13 protein-coding genes are annotated in these 15655 nt (G+C 68.6%); 5 read left to right on the top strand and 8 right to left on the bottom strand.

The window, feature by feature from the left end:
• Positions 1 to 32 precede the first annotated feature (32 nt).
• The 6 genes from DI276_RS24155 to DI276_RS24130 form a co-directional block, all read right to left on the bottom strand.
• On the bottom strand, positions 33 to 1166 hold the full coding sequence (locus DI276_RS24155; RefSeq protein WP_232836869.1) for a NucA/NucB deoxyribonuclease domain-containing protein: 1134 nt from the start codon (positions 1164 to 1166) through the stop codon (positions 33 to 35).
• 71 nt (positions 1167 to 1237) lie between these two features.
• Positions 1238 to 2419, bottom strand: coding sequence for a hypothetical protein (locus tag DI276_RS24150; RefSeq protein ID WP_157984902.1), 1182 nt, complete (start codon positions 2417 to 2419; stop codon positions 1238 to 1240).
• Between the two features lie 232 nt (positions 2420 to 2651).
• Positions 2652 to 5018 carry an AMP-binding protein gene (locus DI276_RS24145; protein ID WP_112267059.1) on the bottom strand — a complete coding sequence of 789 codons (2367 nt, stop codon included), beginning with the start codon at positions 5016 to 5018 and terminating at the stop codon, positions 2652 to 2654.
• On the bottom strand, positions 5015 to 6016 hold the full coding sequence (locus tag DI276_RS24140) for an ABC transporter ATP-binding protein (protein WP_112267057.1): 1002 nt from the start codon (positions 6014 to 6016) through the stop codon (positions 5015 to 5017). The genes DI276_RS24145 and DI276_RS24140 overlap by 4 nt, the downstream gene beginning before the upstream one ends.
• Positions 6013 to 7452: an ABC transporter permease gene (locus DI276_RS24135; protein WP_112267055.1), complete on the bottom strand. Its 1440-nt coding sequence runs from the start codon at positions 7450 to 7452 to the stop codon at positions 6013 to 6015. The genes DI276_RS24140 and DI276_RS24135 overlap by 4 nt, the downstream gene beginning before the upstream one ends.
• Before the next feature lie 62 nt (positions 7453 to 7514).
• Entirely contained in the window at positions 7515 to 8522 is a 1008-nt protein-coding gene (locus DI276_RS24130; RefSeq protein ID WP_232836868.1) for an iron ABC transporter substrate-binding protein, read from the bottom strand.
• Between the two features lie 141 nt (positions 8523 to 8663).
• Between DI276_RS24130 and DI276_RS24125 the strand changes: the two genes are divergently transcribed.
• Complete coding sequence (locus DI276_RS24125; RefSeq protein WP_112267053.1) at positions 8664 to 8954, top strand: DUF1905 domain-containing protein; 291 nt, start codon at positions 8664 to 8666, stop codon at positions 8952 to 8954.
• On the opposite strand, the gene DI276_RS24120 is transcribed toward DI276_RS24125, so the two are convergent.
• On the bottom strand, positions 8951 to 10084 hold the full coding sequence (locus DI276_RS24120; RefSeq protein WP_112267051.1) for an endonuclease/exonuclease/phosphatase family protein: 1134 nt from the start codon (positions 10082 to 10084) through the stop codon (positions 8951 to 8953). The genes DI276_RS24125 and DI276_RS24120 overlap by 4 nt on opposite strands.
• A gap of 214 nt (positions 10085 to 10298) precedes the next feature.
• Here DI276_RS24120 and DI276_RS24115 point away from each other — a divergent pair, with 214 nt between their 5' ends.
• A complete protein-coding gene (locus DI276_RS24115; protein ID WP_112267049.1) occupies positions 10299 to 12923 on the top strand; it encodes an AfsR/SARP family transcriptional regulator in 2625 nt (874 codons plus the stop codon).
• On the opposite strand, the gene DI276_RS50165 is transcribed toward DI276_RS24115, so the two are convergent.
• Entirely contained in the window at positions 12920 to 13069 is a 150-nt protein-coding gene (locus tag DI276_RS50165; RefSeq protein WP_157984901.1) for a hypothetical protein, read from the bottom strand. The two genes, DI276_RS24115 and DI276_RS50165, sit on opposite strands and share 4 nt — an antisense overlap.
• 201 nt (positions 13070 to 13270) lie before the next feature.
• On the opposite strand from DI276_RS50165, the gene DI276_RS24110 reads away from it, so the two are divergent.
• Genes DI276_RS24110 through DI276_RS24100 form a run of 3 tightly spaced genes read left to right on the top strand, consistent with a single transcriptional unit; the run spans position 13271 to position 15610 of the window.
• Positions 13271 to 13603 carry a putative quinol monooxygenase gene (locus tag DI276_RS24110; protein ID WP_112267681.1) on the top strand — a complete coding sequence of 111 codons (333 nt, stop codon included), beginning with the start codon at positions 13271 to 13273 and terminating at the stop codon, positions 13601 to 13603.
• Positions 13604 to 13655: 52 nt separating this feature from the next.
• Positions 13656 to 13931 (top strand): hypothetical protein, encoded by a 276-nt coding sequence (locus DI276_RS24105; protein WP_112267039.1) that lies wholly within the window; start codon positions 13656 to 13658, stop codon positions 13929 to 13931.
• Positions 13931 to 15610: a GMC family oxidoreductase gene (locus DI276_RS24100; RefSeq protein ID WP_112267037.1), complete on the top strand. Its 1680-nt coding sequence runs from the start codon at positions 13931 to 13933 to the stop codon at positions 15608 to 15610. Before DI276_RS24105 ends, DI276_RS24100 begins: the two co-directional genes overlap by 1 nt.
• Positions 15611 to 15655 lie beyond the last annotated feature (45 nt).

Genomic DNA, 15655 nt, shown 5'->3' with positions numbered 1-15655 from the left:
GAATTACCCGGCCGTCGTTCTGGGCCACGCCACTAGCTCGTGACCCGCACGTAGAACGGGTCGTTGTCCAGGATTCGTTTCTCGCCGTAGAAGCCGGCGAGTTTCGTGCCGCCTCGCTGGTTGTCGCCCGCGTCGATCGGCCGGGCAGAACCGTTCCACTGGAACGGCTGGTTGTTCGTCGACTTCCAGGAACCCTCGTAGGTGGACTTGAACGGATACTCGTCGCAGTCCTGGCCGCCGGACGTGTATTCCGGACCCCACACGTTTCGGCAGATGCTCACGGACGCCGTGTGGTTCTTGTCGATTTCCGAGCTGTTCATCAGCCGGTGCAGCGGCGTGGTCTTGCCGGGCACGGCTTTGCCCACCCGGCTCGGGAAGGTCCGCTCCGGGTGGTTCTGCGCGTCGTTGACGTGGCGGGCTTCCTCGTCGATGCCGGCGTCGCTCAGCGGCAGGTCGAGCGTCGGGACGTGGTCGGTGAAGACCGTGCCCTTGTGCTTGCCGTTGCCCAGCGCCGAGCCGGCGCTGTCGAACCGGACGTGGGCCACGGCGGTCGACCACTCGTCATACGGGTGTGTCCGGCCGTCGCGGTACTCGACGGTGAAGTTCAGCCGCGTCGTGTGAGTGGCGGTCGTGAACGGGCCAGAGCCGGCCGTGTCGGGAGAGGTGACGGTGTAGGTGTCCATCCTCGGGCGGGTGTACCAGTCGTTGCTCGCGGCGGATCGCTCGCGCGGGCTCGAACAGCTGACGTCGGCCATGCCGGTGCAGCTGTCGTAGTTGACCGTCAACCACGTCAGCTCGTGGTTGAGCTGGCTGGCCAGTGCGAGGTTCTCGATGGTGGTCACGTAGTCGACCCGCCGGCTGCCGTCGTAGGCGAAACCCAGTGTCCACAGGTCGAAGTTGAAGAAACCGAGGTACGCACCGTTGGTCGCGTAGAGGTTGGTTTCCTCGCGCGTGTGGTGGCAGTACTCGAACGGGCTGCGAGTCCAGCCGTTGACCCGCGCGGCCTCGTCGGCGCGGTTCGCGCACTCCTGCCTGAGATCGGGCTCGGCTTGCAGTTGGGCCACGGTTGGTGCTGCGGTTGTTTCGGTTGCGGCCAACGCCGATTGGCCGGTGGTTGCGAGCAGGCTCGCGGCGACGGCCGCGGTCGCCAACAGTTTTCTCAACACTTGCGGGCTCCTCGAGGCAAGTTTCAGCGGCCGGCCCACGTCGAGTGAGCCGGCTGGTTCGTGACGGGGACTCAGCTCATGCGAACGGACAACAGCTGATGGCTCGCGCGGTCGAACTCCAGATCGGCACGCTGGAACGAGCGGTGGTCGCCGGTGAACTCACTGACCGCGCCCTTGATCGTCACCGTCAGAGTCGCCTCGGTCTCCTGCACGGAAACGGTCTCGGCAGTGCCTGCCAAAGCTTTGCGCGCCACGAGGAAGTCCACCGCCGCGGTGCGGGCGTCCTGCGCCGTCAACGCTGCCGTCCGCATGCGGGTAGCGGACTCGATCGCCGCAGATTCGTTGCACACCAGCCGTTGCCGCACACAGTCACGCAGGCCGGGAACGGTGTCCATGCACTGCGAGGCGTCGTTCGCGATGCACTCCTGAAGCCGGTTCTGGTCGACCGTGCCCCTGGTGTGCTGCGGCACCGGCTGCACCGAGCCGGTCCTGGCCGTCTGCACGGGTGACTTGGTCACTTCCCACGCCGCGACCGAACCTGCTCCGTCCTGCGTGACGCTGGTGTCGAACCGCCAGCAGTAGGCGGGGTCCGAGCCGATCGAGCAGTCGCCGTTGGGTGCCCGCGTCTTGACCTCCGCCGGCGAGAACCGTTCCCACGTCAGGTTTCCGTTGAGCCATTGGACCCGGTTCGTCGTACGAGCGAACGCGATGTCGTTGTACGAGTCGGAGCTCAGCTCCCAGCCCGTCACGACGTGGTGCGACGCGACGTTCACACCGTCCTTGGTCGTTCCCGCGAAGTTGAAGTCGTAGAAGATGTCCCTGGACCGGCACCCGTCGCAGTGCGGCAGTGACATGAAGTTGTGCTGCCGGCTGTCCGGAGTGTTCACGAAGTCGCCGATGGGGTGGTAGTTGTAGCCGCCCGTGTAGTCCACCCAGTAGGCGCGGTACGTCGTCGCCCCGGTCGGGCTGCCCCAGCCGACCTCGAGGCCCGTCTCGTAGCTGGTCGACATGTCGACGTCGTCGGTGAAGACACGCGTTGCGTTGTAAGCGTTTCCAGCAGACGACGTGCTGTGCGACACCACGGGAAAGATGAAGGCGGTGAACGATCCGTACATGTGCGCTGAAGTCGTCGCACACATCTGCGCAACCGGGTTGCGCGGATCGCGATCACACATCCCCGGCGCAGCCTGCGCGATCGTGCCGGTCAGCAGCGACACCCCCAGCGCCACTGCCAGCCCAGCGCTCAAGAGCATTCTTCGTCCCACAGAAACCCCCAACCAATGTGGACACAAGGTCAGGAGACACCGGAGTGAACCGCGCGATCGCCGTTGACCGCACGGAGAAGAAGCGTGCACTCAACGGACGTGTGCACGCCGACTCGAACCCCCAGAACCCCCAGGACTGCACCGTTGCAGGTGCCCGGATCGTCAGTCAATCCGGCACCGATGCTTCACAGTTGACGTCGGCTCGACCAGCACCTCGACGTCAGCGCACCACTTTGAGCCGCACCCGGTCGATGCCGGCCCACACCGCGCAACCCAAGGCGATGCACACGACCCACACGATGCCCGTCGGAACGTGGGGCTGCAGCTGCGGAAACACGGCGTAGTGCGTCAGGTAGACGGCGAGCGACGCGCTGGCCACCAGGCTGACCGGGGTCAGCAGGCTGCGCGGCACCGGCACTCGGGACAGGGTGAGGAGCAGGACCAGGCCCGCGATCACGATGATCTCGCGGGAGAGGATCTCCAGCTGGCCGGGGATCATCGCGAGTGTGATCACCACGACGAGGCACTTCTGCCACAGCGCGGGAGAGCGGTGGGCCAGCCAGCCGAGCGCGATGAACCACGCGGCGCCCAGCGTTGTCATGTTGCGGGCGAAGAAGTCGCCCTCGACGGTGAAGTGCAGCGCGAGGGTCACGCCCAGGAAGGCCAGCGCGAACGCGTAGCTGTGCCGTTGTTCCCAGCGGCGCGCGAACGGAACGGCGAAGATCAAGGCGCACAACAGGAGCACGTGCACGAGGACCTCGATGAACCAGTAGCCGCCGGCGCCCACGCGGGTGAAGCTGTTGACCATCAGGACGTTGTCGAGCGTCACGTCGTCGGTGACCGCCATCCGGTAGACCAGCCACAGCGAGGTCGGGATCGCGATCGACGCCGTGGCCCGCAGGATGCGCAACGGGTGCGCGGGCAGCAGGAACCTCGCCAGGTTCCAGCCCGCGACCACGAGCAGCAGGTGCGCGCCGCCGAGGAGTTGGAAGAAGCTCACGTGCGAGCCGACGATCAGCAGGATCGACAACGCTCGCAGCACGATCGTGGTGTCGATCATCGGCACGCCGGAACGGCTTCCGCGAAGCTCTTCCAAAGAAGACACCGGCATGGTCGGCCACGACGGCGGCAGGTCGCCCAGCAACCGTTGCAGCTGCACGGTCATCTGCACGTAGCGCAGCGAGTCGCCGCCCAACGAGTTGAACGTCGCGTCGGACGGTACCGAGCGCACGCCGAGGACCGTGGAGAACACCTCACGCACAGACGCCGACGAACGATCAGGTGGTGCCGCGACGGCCCGATAGTCGACTTTTCCGTTGGACAGCAACGGGATTGACGTCACGGAGTAGGCGCGGACAGCGGGGGCGGGAAGGCCGGTCAACGAGCAGATCAGCCGGACTGCGCGGTCAGGAGAGCCGAGTACGGCGACGACCAAGCCGTCGTCGTCGCCAGTGCAGGCGACGCGGACACCATCGGCGGCAAGAGAGCGTTCCACCTGGTCGAGATCGACGCGCAGTCCGAACGGCTTCACGAACCGGTTCTTGCGCCCGGTCACCGAGAAGACGCCATCCTCGAAGGAACCGAGATCGCCGGTGCGCAGCTCGAACGTCGTGCGGCCCAAAGTCAGATCCGAGGCAGACGACGCATAGCCGAGCATGACGTTGGGACCGCTGTAGACGAGCTCGCCGTCGTCGAGGCGCAGCTTGCCGCCGGGGATCGCGACACCGATCGCGGACGGGTGCGACGCGGCCATCGACGGCGGTAGGTAGGCCATGCGCGCGGTGGCTTCGGTCTGGCCGTACATCACGAAGAACTGCCAGCCACGAACTGCGCCCAACGAGGCGTAGCGGACCACATCAGCAGGAGCGAGCCGTCCGCCCGCCTGCGTGACATAGCGCAGTGATGGCAGGTCCATGTCCGCAAAGCGGATGCCGTCCAGCAGTCCGAACGTGTGTGGCACGCCGTGCAGGCTCGTCACGCCGTGAGAGCGCACGAGGTCCCAGAACTCCGGCTCGATCACCGAACGCCCGGTCAGCACGAGAGCAGCGCCGCGCGCGAGGTTGCTGTTCACGATGGACAGGCCGTAGCAGTAGTGCAACGGCAACGACGTGATGGCGCGGTCGGACGGACGGATGTCCAGGTACGAGCCGATGGAGGCGGCGTTCGCGGCGAGGTTGTCCGCGGACAGCCGCACCAGCTTCGGCGACCCGGTCGTGCCGGACGTCGACAGCAGCAACGCCAGCTCGGGGTGCAACGTGTGCACCGTGCCCTCGTGAACCTCCGTCCACGAGTCCGAGATCACGACGTCCGGGTCGTACACCGCGGTCAGCGCCGGCACCTGAGCGGCAGCGCAGAGGATGACCGGGTGCCGGCCGCGCAGCGCCGCCAGGTAGGCGACGAGCGAGTCGACGTCGTTCGATGCCGCCAGCAACACCAGCCGCCGCGTCGTGCCGAGCCGGGCGCCGGCAGCGGACACCAGGTCGTCCAGCTCGCGGTAAGTCAGCGAGCCGGACGGGGTGACCAGCGCGAGCTGGTCGCCGAACACGCCGAGCCGATCAGCGAACCCGAGGTCCGCGGTGGCCGTCACGGTGTGTCCCCGAAGAACAACGCAGGTCCGTCGACCGACACCGACACGGAGTCCCCGGCCCGCACCGAGATCTTGCCCTGCACCCGCGACCGCACCTGAGTGCCGTCCGCGAGCCGCAACAGCACAGTCGCGTCGTGCCCGTGGAACAGCACGTCATCCACAGCGGACGGAACACCGGCAGCACCGATGATCAGCTGTTCCGGCCGCAACAGCACCGTGCCAGGTCCGTCACCGGACGTCCGCAACTCCCCGAGCGGCGTCGACACCAGCCCGGACCGGGCGACTCCGGCGAACGTCACCGCCTCGCCCACGAACAACGCCACCCCGAGATCGGCCGGCGAGGCGTAGATCGTCTGCGGGCGTGCGAACTGCGCCACGGCACCATCCCGCAGCACCACCACGTGGTCCGCGATCCCCAGCGCCTCTTCCTGGTCGTGCGTCACGAGCAACGCCGTCGCACCCGCCGCCTTCAACGTCGCGCGCACGTCCGCCCGGAGCTCCTCGCGCAAACCGGCGTCCAGCGCCGAAAACGGTTCGTCGAGCAGCACAACTCCCGGTCGTGGCGCCAAAGCACGTGCCAACGCCACCCGCTGCGCCTGCCCGCCGGACAGCTCACCGGGCATCCGCGCACCGAACCCCGCCAGCCCCACCAGTTCGAGCAGCTCCTCGACCCGCGCGGCACGGTCGCCTCGACGCAGCCCGAACCCGACGTTGCCCGCGACGGTCAGATGCGGGAACAGCGCGCCTTCCTGCGGCACGATCCCGATCCCGCGCTGCTCCGGCGGCACCTCGGCGGTCAGCTGCTTCCCGCCCAGCCACACTTCGCCTGAGGACACGGGGTGGAACCCGGCCAGCACCCGCAGCAACGTCGTCTTGCCGCACCCGGACGGCCCCAGCACGGCGAGCAGCCCGCCCTCCGGCACCTCGAAGTCGACCTCGCGCAGCACAGGATCGCCGCCGTAGCCCGCGACCAGTCGCTTGACGGTCAAGCCGCTCACCGCTCACCTCCCAAGAACCGGTCCAGCAGGACAGCCGGAATCGCGGCCACGACGAGCAGAACGGCCGCGTACGGTGCCGCCGCGGCATAAGCGGCGACCTCGGTGCGCGTCCACAGTTCGGTCGCCAGGGTGTCCATCCCGGTCGGCCGCAGCAGCAACGTCGCCGGCAACTCCTTGGCGCAGGTCAGGAAGACCAGCGCCGTGCCCGCGAGAATCCCCGGCGCGGCCAGCGGCACGGTCACCCGCAAGCCTGTGGTGAACCGACCGTGCCCGAGCGACCGCGACACTTCCTCCAACACCGGCGGCGCATGCGCCACACCCGTGCGGACTGCCCCGACCGCCAACGGCAGGAACAGCACCGCGTACGCGAACGCCAGCATCGGCATCGTCTGGTAGAGCGCCGGAGCGAACCGGATGCCGAAGAACACCAGGGCCAGCCCGACGGTGATGCCCGGCAGCGCGTGCCCCGCGAACCCGGCGAGCTCGACCCCTCGTACGAGCCGGCCCTGGTGCCGCGCGGCCAGGATCCCCACGGGCAGCGCCAGCAGCAACGTCAGCAACGCCCCGAACGCCGACACCGCGACGGTGTTCCCGGTCGTCGCCAGCACATCGGTCACGGAGAACGTCGACGTGCCCTCCACGAGCCACCACACCAGGCTGACCACCGGCACCCCGAGCGTCAGCAGGATCAACGACACCGCGCCCGCCAACGCCGGCATCCGTGCGCGTCCCAACGACACCGTCAACGGCTGACGACGGCCGCGATGCGCGACCACGCCACGCGCCCGTCGTTCGCCGACCGTCAACGCGATCGCGAGCACCACCAGGACCAGCCCGAGCACCGCCGCGGGTGTGCGGTCGAACGTCGCCCGGTAGCTCGTGTAGATGCCGAGCGTGAACGCCTCGTACCGCATCAGCGACACCGCACCGAAGTCGCTCAGCACGTACAACGCCACCAGCAGCCCACCGGCGAGCGCGGCGGGCCGGATCTGCCGCAACGTCACGGAGAAGAACACCTGACGGCCCGTGCGACCGAGCGAGCGCGCGACCTCCTCCACCGCCGGATCGGCCGTGCGCAACGCCGCGGCGACCGGCAGCAGCACGTACGGGTACGACACCAGCGTCAGCACCACGAACGCACCCGCGAACCCGGTGAGGTCCGGTGCCACGGAGATCCAGGTGAACCCGGCGACGTACGAGGGCACCGCCAGCGGCAGCACCAGCAAAACCCCGAAGACCCGGCGTCCCGGCAGGTCCGAGCGCACCACGAGCCACGCGCTGAGCACGCCCAGGACCAGGCACGCGGCCGTCACCGCCACCGCGAGCGACAGGCTCCGCAGTGCCAGTTCCGCGGTCCGGGTCCGCGCCAGCACGTCCCACACGACGCCCCCGCCGCGTTCGAACGAACGCACGGCCAGGTAGGCCAGCGGCAGCACGGCTACCGCGGCGGTGAACAGCGCGAGTGTGGTCAGAACAGGTGCGGCCCGGTGGGCGGGCCTCAGGACAACCCCGCTTCCTGCAACAGCTTCACCGTCTCCTGCAGCGACGACAGCTTGGAGAGGTCGATGTCGGGCGCCTGCAGGTCCGTGATCGGCGGCAGCTGGTGCTTGCTCGACTTCACACCAGGATTGGCCGGGTACTCGGCGGTCACGTCGGCGAAGTGCCGCTGCGCCTGCTCGGACAGCAGGAACCGCACGGCCTTCTGCGCGGCCTCGCTCTGGTTGCTGCCCTGGATGACCCCGACCCCGGCCACGTTGACCAGCGAGAGCGGATCACCTCCGCCGACGCGGTGCAGCTTGGCCTTCATGTTGGCCGCACCCTTCTCCGCGGCCGACGCGTACCAGTAGTAGTGGTTGATCAGTCCAAAGGGGAGCTGACCGTCGTCGACCGCCTTCAGGATGTTGATGTTGTTGTCGAACCGCTTGGGCTCGTTGGCGGCGAACTTCTTCAGCCAGTCCTTGGCGAAGTCCTCACCCTTGAGCACGCGCACCGACGTCACGAACGCCTGCCACGACCCGTTGGTGGGCGCGTACCCGACCTTGCCCTTCCACTTCGGGTCGACGACCTCCTCGATCGTCTTGGGCAACGCGCTCTCCTCGACCACACGGGGGTCGTAGGCGATCACGCGAGCTCGCGCACTCGTCGCCACCCACCGCTTGTCGCGCGCCTGGTAGTTCTGCGGCACCATGCCGAGCACATCCGCGGGCAGCTCGGCGAGCCGGCCCTGCGCCCCGACCGCACCCAGCGCGCCGGCGTCCTGCGAGAAGAACACGTCCGCCTCGGTGCCCTGGCCTTCTTCGAGCAGCTGCGCGGCCATTTCTCCGCTACCGCCGTAACGGACCTCGACGTCGATTCCGACGGCGTCTTCGAGCTGGTCCAGGAGGGCCCCGACCAATTGTTCGTTGCGGCCGGAGTAAATGATCAGGTCGTTGGCAGAACTGCAGGCGGTCACCGTCGACGCCAGCAGTGCTGCCACCAGCGTCACGGTGCGTGCACGACGCCTCACCAGCGGTCCTCCTCGACTCACCCCCAGGGCAGAACGGGCGTCGACAAGGTAAAGCTAACCTAAGGTGGCATTCAAGATGTGGATGCCAATACGTGATGCGACGGTGGACACATCACCTGTTTGGTCCCATAAAGTGGAGCCATGTTCGTCTTCGACGCCGAATTGTGGCTGTGGGATGCCCGACGCATGGACACGTGGACTTTCGTGACGCTGCCGGAAGACGTTTCGGAGCAAATCAGGGAACTGGCCACGCCCGGTGCCGGGTTCGGCTCCGTGAAGGTGCGCGTGGGAGTGGGTGCTTCGTCGTGGTCGACGTCGGTGTTCCCGGACAAGCAGTCCGGCTGCTACGTGCTGCCGATCAAGGCGGCGGTGCGGAAGAAGAACGACATCGGGCCGGGCGACGTCGTCGAGGTGACGGTGGAGGTCGTTTAGGTCGTCCAGTCGATGTCCGCGTAGATCGCCGCGTGGTCGCTCGCCGCATGCACCTCATCGGTCATGGTTTCGTAGACGTCCCAACGGTTCTTGGTGCGCGGCCCCCGCCAAACACCTTTGCGGAACACCCCGCCGCCGACCGCCTTGGCGAACAGTTCCGGCGTGAGCAGCACGTAGTCGATCTTGCCCTTCTCGTTGACACCGCGATAGGTGCCGAACCGGTGGTCCCACTCGAAGTCGGGGTGCTCGCTGATGTCGCGCAACCCGGTGCGCTGGAACAACGGCCTCAACGCCTCGCTGTCCGCGGTGTCGTTGAGGTCGCCGACGACGGCGATGTACTCGTGGCCCTCGTCGCGCAGGCGGTTCACGATGCGGGCGATGCGGACCGCCTGGCGGAACCGGCGGCGGGCGCCGATGGGGTCGCCGGGAGCGCCGTAGCCCTTGGACTTCAGGTGGTTCACCAGCACGACGACCTCGGGGCCGTGCGGGGTGCGCACGTGGTACTCGGCGCAGTCGCGGGAGAAGATCACGCCCGAGGTGTCGCGCGCGTACACGTGCGTGCGGATGGTGATGACCTCGTGGGCGTCGCGCGTCAGCAGGCCCACGTTGATGCCGCGCTCGTCGTTGCCGTCGATGAGGTGGACCTGTTCGTACGGCGTCCAGCCGACGCTCTTGAGCATGCTGGCGGAGAACATGTGCAGGAGCTCGCGCGACTCGGCCTCGACCACGCCGAGGACGTGGGCGCCGACGTCGCGCATCACCTGGGCGGTGTGGCGGGTGGCGAGCTCGCTGATCGGTTCGGTGGTGAGCTCGACCCAGCCGACCCAGGACTCGCGACCGCTTGCGACGACTGAGGTTTCGCCGGTCTTGTGGCGGGCGAGGAACCGGCCGCGGATGCGCCGCAGGATCGCGTACTTGCTGCGGTCACTTCGCAGCAACTCCAGCGTTGCCAGGTTTTCGCGGAGCTCTTCCTTGACCTCGGGCGTGTAGGTCTCCAGAGCGATCAGCTCGTTGAACCGGGCGTGGGCGGCCAGGACCGGGGCCGCGTGCTTGGTTGCGTTGCGGCCCATCACTTTGGGGCGCTCGAACATGTTCTCCACGTTGAACGACCCGATTCGCGTGTGGCTCATCGCTTCCAGGGTCGCATGTGGAGGATCGGGTGCGCCCTGGTCTGGTCGGGTGATCTTTCGCTGGACTGATGGTGGAAGGCCCCGGTGGCTGGGCTGCCGGAAGTTCCGGGGCCTTCCAAGTAGATGTCCCACGAGCCGTGCGGCCCGCGTTGGCAAACGTTGCCCGTTTGGTCAAGGACGAACCTAGGATGAACCTTGAATCCGCACTTGAGAGGTGACTTTGGAGTTCGGGCTGCTCGGTGCCGTGGAGGTGCGCGACCGGGGCGAGGTGGTCGACATCGGCCACGTCCGGCAACGATCTGTGCTGGTAGCGCTGCTGGTGGAGGAGGGGAGGCCGGTACCGGTCGACCGGCTGCTCGACCGCGTTTGGGGCGAGCGCGCGCCGCTCAGAGCCCGTGACACGCTCTACGGGTACGTGTCGAAGCTGCGCAAGCTGCTCGGACTGGACATCGAGCGCTCGCCGGCCGGTTACCTGCTCAGCACAGATCCATCGCAGGTCGATCTGTTCCGCTTCCGCGCACTCGTGCGGCAGGGCGCGCTCGACGAGGCGCTCGGGCTGTGGCGCGGGCAGGCGCTGGAGGGGCTCGAGTCGCCGTGGTTCGACGCGCTGCGGGAAAGCCTGCACGCCGAACGCGTCGCGGCCGAGCTGAATCGCAACGACGTGGCGCTCGCGGACGGGCGATACCTGGAGCTGCTGCCGTCGCTGCGGCAGGCGGCCGACGAACGGCCCCACGACGAACGCCTTGCCGCGCAACTGATGCAGGCGCTGCACCGGTCGGGCAACAACGCGGAAGCGTTGCGGCACTACGACACCGTGCGCCGCCGGCTCGCCGACGAGCTCGGCGCCGACCCGAGCGCACCGCTGCAGGACCTGCACCAGCGCATCCTGGCGGGCAAACCGATGCCGGAACGGCACGGCCCGCGGCAGCTGCCCGCGCCGCACCCGTGGTTCACCGGCCGCGCGGAGGAACTGGCGGCGCTCGACCCGTCGGGCACCGTCGTGATCACGGCCATCGGCGGCACGGGCGGCATCGGCAAGACGGCGTTGGCGCTGCACTGGGCGCATCAGCACGTCAGCGAGTTCCCGGACGGCCAGCTGTACGTGAACCTGCGCGGCTTCGACCCGTCCGCCGAGCCGACGCCGCCGGAGCAGGTGCTGCGCGAGTTCCTGGAGTTGTTGGGGGAGCAGACGATTCCCGCCGGCCTGGACGCGCGGGCGGCCCGCTACCGCAGTCTCCTGGCGGGCAAGCGGATGCTGGTGGTGCTCGACAACGCCCGCTCCACCGAGCAGGTCGTGCCACTGCTGCCGGGCTCCGACGCGACCGTGCTGGTCACCAGCCGGCTCAAGCTGGCAGGGCTGGTGGCCGCGCACGGTGCCCGGTCGGTGTCGCTGGACGTGCTGCCCGCGGCCGAGGCGCGAGCGTTCCTGGAGGCACGGCTCGGCGCCGTACGCGTCGCGGCCGAACCCTCGGTGGTCACGGACCTGGTGACCTGGTGCGGCGGGTTGCCGCTGGCGTTGTCGATCGTCGCCGCACGTGCCGCGATGGAGCCGGACTTCCCGCTCGTGGCGTTCGCGGAGGAGCTCCGGGAGCAGCCGCTCGACGCACTGGACACCGGCGAGATCGGCACGAACCTGCGCGCGGTGTTCTCGTGGTCCGTGGCCGCGCTGTCGGACGAGGCGGCGCGGGCGTTCGGGCTGCTCGGCACCGTCGGCACTGCGGACGTGTCGCTCGCGGCTGCCGCGGCACTGGTCGACCGGCCCGTCGCACGGACACGGATGGTGTTGCGAGAGCTGGAGAACGCGCACCTGGTGCAGCAGCACGTGCCCGGCCGGTACCGGATGCACGACCTGGTCGGGCTGTATGCGGCAGATCTCGCTGTTGCTGCCGGCTCACGGCTGGCCGACTTCTACGCGGCCACGGCACGGGCGGCGGCGATGACGCTGGAGCCGCACAAATCGTTGCCGGAGCACGAAAGCAGCCACGCACTCGCCTTCGAGAGCAGTGCCGTCGCGATGGCGTGGTTCGACGCCGAGCACGCCTGCCTGATGACGGAGCAGCGCCAGGCGTTGGAGCGCAGGGCTTTCGACGTGGCGTGGATGATCGGCCGCACGCTGAACAACTACCACCTCCGGCGCGGGCGCACGTCCGACGACGTCGACGCGTGGCTGGGGGCGTTGCGGGCCGCCGAGGCGTTGGGGGACGAGACCAAGCAGGCGACCGCGCACATGTGCCTGGGCGCCGACTACGTCGAGCTGGGCGAGTCGTCGTTGGGGCACCGGCACTTCGAACGCAGCCTGGAGCTGTTCGCGCAGACGGACGACCACGCGGCGCACGGGGCCGCGCATCGGGCGATGGCGTGGGCGGCCGAGTTCGAGGACGACCTGGAACAGGCACTGGAGCACTCGCTGCTGGCGTTGGCGAAGTTCCGCGCCGCGGGTGCGGAGATCCGCGAGGCCGAGTCGTTGAACGACGTCGGCTGGCGGTACGCGTGCCTCGGCCGCTACGCCGAGGCACGCGAGTTCTGCGAGGAAGCCATGCTGCTCAACAACAAGCTCGGCCACGCGGAGGGTGCGGCGGCCACTTTGGACAGTCTTGCCCACATCGCCCACCACGACGGCCGGCACGCCGACGCCGTCACGCACTACCGCGAGGCGCTGGCGGTGTACCGGGAGCTGGACAATTCCGCCGAGCAGGCGACCGTGCTGGAGCACCTCGGCGACGTGCTGGCCGCCGCCGGTTCCGAAGCCGAGGCACGCGAGCAGTGGGCACGGGCGCTGGAACTGTACGAGGAACAGGGCAGGGTCACCGAGGCGTCGGCATTGAGAAGCCGGGCCTAGACCCGGCTCATCTGCCGGCCGCTCTCGATCAGCTCGTCGGTGAACGAGTCGAGCGCCTGCGCGAAGTCGCGGTGGTCCGGCTCGTGCCAGTCCTCGAGCTGGTCGAGCAGCCAGCGCCGCCACGCGTGCACGAGCTGCGTGAACACGTCCGCGCCGAGGTTGGTGAACCGGTAGCCGTCGTCAGGATGCCCGACACCGTGAACACCCGGCTGCGGAACAACCCCATCGGCAGCAGCATTCGGGCTCGTGGTCGTTCGGTTTCACCGAGTGGTCTGCGGACGGCTCGCTGGTCCCGCGCGACTAGGCTCGGCTGCGAGCACGCGCCCACTGACCACGCGGAGGCCGTCTTGATCTTCATCACCGCCAAGTTCCGGATCCTGCCCGAGTACGCGGACACCTGGCCGGAGATCTCCCGCGCCTTCACCGAGGCCACCCGCGCCGAGCCGGGCTGCCTGTGGTTCGACTGGTCGCGAAGCATCGACGACACGACCGAGTACGTGCTCGTCGAGGCGTTCCGGGACGGCGACGCGGGCGCGGCGCACGTGCAGTCCGCGCACTTCAAGGTCGCGCAGGCCGAGTTGCCGCCGCACCTGCAGGAGACGCCGAAGATCGTGAACGCCGTGCTGGAGCAGGACGACTGGTCGTTGCTCGGCGAGATGGAGGTTGCGCCACGCGGGTGAGCCTTGCTCAGATCGTTTGGCGCAAGACAGAGCCTCCGCCCAGGATGGCGCAATGGACGCCTTCGTGGAGTTGTCCGCCGAGCTGACCGGGTTCTCGGCGGAGGAGCTGAGGTCGACCGGACTGGTCGAGCAGTACGCAGAGCTGGCACAGGACGCGACGGACGCAGAGCTCATCCAGCTCTGGTACACCGGGGTCTGGCGCGGGCAGATCCCGAGCGCCCGCGCCTACGCCGAAGGGCTGGCGTGGAAGGCCGTCGGGGTCGCGCCGCCGGGTACCGGAGCGCCCGGTTTCGGCAGCTGGGAGCACAGACCCAGAAGAAGCGTCTGATGAAGGCCGTGGTCGTCGGCGCTGGGTTCGCCGGCTCGCTGATCGCGAAAGTGCTGGGGGACAACGGGTTCCGCGTCACGGTGCTGGAGGCGGGAACCGAGACCGGCCACGACGAGGCCGTGCACAGGTTCCGGACCGCGCTCGTGAAGTCACCGCTCGCGCCCTACCGGACCACGGTCGCCGCGCCGTCGAGCGACTACCTGATCAACACCGGGCCGTTCGCCTACTCGAGCCCCTACCTGCGGATGAACGGCGGCACCGGCACCGTCTGGACCGGGATCACGCCCCGCATGCACCCCGAGGACTTCCGCACCGCCGACCTCGGGCGCGGGCGCAACTGGCCCATCTCGTACGACGACCTGGAGCCCTACTACCGCGCGGCGGAGTGGGAGATCGGGGTCGCGGCCGACGCCGACGAGCAACGTCAGCACGTGCCGGTCGCGGACGGGTACGCCTACCCCATGCACGCCTTGCCCCGCACGTACCTGGACCACGCCGTCGCGTCCGTTGTGGACGGACAGCGCATCGACGGGCGCGAGCTGCTGATCACCGGCACACCGCAGGCGCGCAACGGAGTCCCGGTCAGCGGCTACCGGCCCGATGGGCACCTCTGTGCCGGCTACGCGAGCTGCGTGCCGGTGTGCCCGGAGAACGCCAAGTACACGCCGCGCCGCACCCAGAAACGCTGGTCGCCCCACATCGAGCTGCGCACCAGATGCGTGGTGAACCGGCTCCACGCCGACGAGTTCGGACGCGTCACCAAGGTCAGTTATCAACGCTACGAAGACGACACGACCGGCAGACACACCCGCCACGAGGTCGAGGCGGACGTCGTCGTCCTGGCCGCGCACGCCATCGAGAACGCCAAGCTGCTGCTCATGTCCGGCCTGGCGAACAGCAGCGACCAGGTCGGCCGCAACCTGATGGACCACCCGGCACTGCTGACGTGGGCGTTGATGCCGCAACCGATCGGCCCGTTCCGCGGGCCGGGGTCGACCACGAGCATCGACGCCTTCCGCGCCGGCCCGGAACGCGCCACGCGGGCACCGTTCCGCATCGAGCTCGGCAACTGGGGCTGGGGCTGGTCGGCGGGCAGTCCGGACTCGGACACGGCCGAGTTCGTCGCGGCGGGCCTGCGGGGATATGCCCTGCGCAAGGCCGTCGCGGACCGGGTCGGCCGGCAGTTCACGCTGCAGTTCGAGATCGAGCAGGAAGCCGACCCCGCGAACCGCGTCACGTTGAGCGAAGACCGCGACGCACTGGGCAACCCGCGCCCGAGCATCCACTACGGACTGTCCGACTACGTCAAAGACGGTCTGCTGGCCGCGAAACGCGTGTCGGACCAGCTGTTCGAGCTGCTGAAGGCCGACGACTACACGTCGTACAAGCCGGACGAGGAACGGTACTTCGAGCACAACGGCGAACCGCTGCGGTACTGGGGCGCCGGGCACAGCGGCGGCACCCACGTGATGGGGGCGTCCAAGCACGACTCGGTCGTCGACCAGTGGCAACGCTGCTGGGACCACCCCAATCTGTACGCGGTGGGGTGCGGCAGCATGCCGTCGCTGGGCACGTCCAACCCGTCGCTCACGATGGCCGCGCTGGCTCTGCGGACGGCCGACCACCTCGTGTCACATCGCGCTGAAGAAGTTCGCTGCACAATGTCGAAAGCTCCGTGACGTCGATCGACGCAGGGGTGGCAGCGGCTCCACGCTGCCAGTCGA

Source organism: Lentzea terrae (genome assembly GCF_003265345.1).
Taxonomy (GTDB): Bacteria; Actinomycetota; Actinomycetes; order Mycobacteriales; family Pseudonocardiaceae; genus Lentzea; species Lentzea terrae.
This window is presented reverse-complemented; position numbering and strand designations above follow the sequence as displayed.

Excerpts from the sequence above, each read along its gene's own strand:
- DI276_RS24105 (WP_112267039.1), top strand. The coding sequence starts at position 13,656 with ATGGACGCCTTCGTGGAGTTGTCCGCCGAGCTGACCGGGTTCTCGGCG.
- DI276_RS24100 (WP_112267037.1), top strand. The coding sequence starts at position 13,931 with ATGAAGGCCGTGGTCGTCGGCGCTGGGTTCGCCGGCTCGCTGATCGCG.
- DI276_RS24125 (WP_112267053.1), top strand. The coding sequence starts at position 8,664 with ATGTTCGTCTTCGACGCCGAATTGTGGCTGTGGGATGCCCGACGCATG.
- DI276_RS24120 (WP_112267051.1), bottom strand. The coding sequence starts at position 10,084 with ATGAGCCACACGCGAATCGGGTCGTTCAACGTGGAGAACATGTTCGAG.
- DI276_RS24150 (WP_157984902.1), bottom strand. The coding sequence starts at position 2,419 with ATGCTCTTGAGCGCTGGGCTGGCAGTGGCGCTGGGGGTGTCGCTGCTG.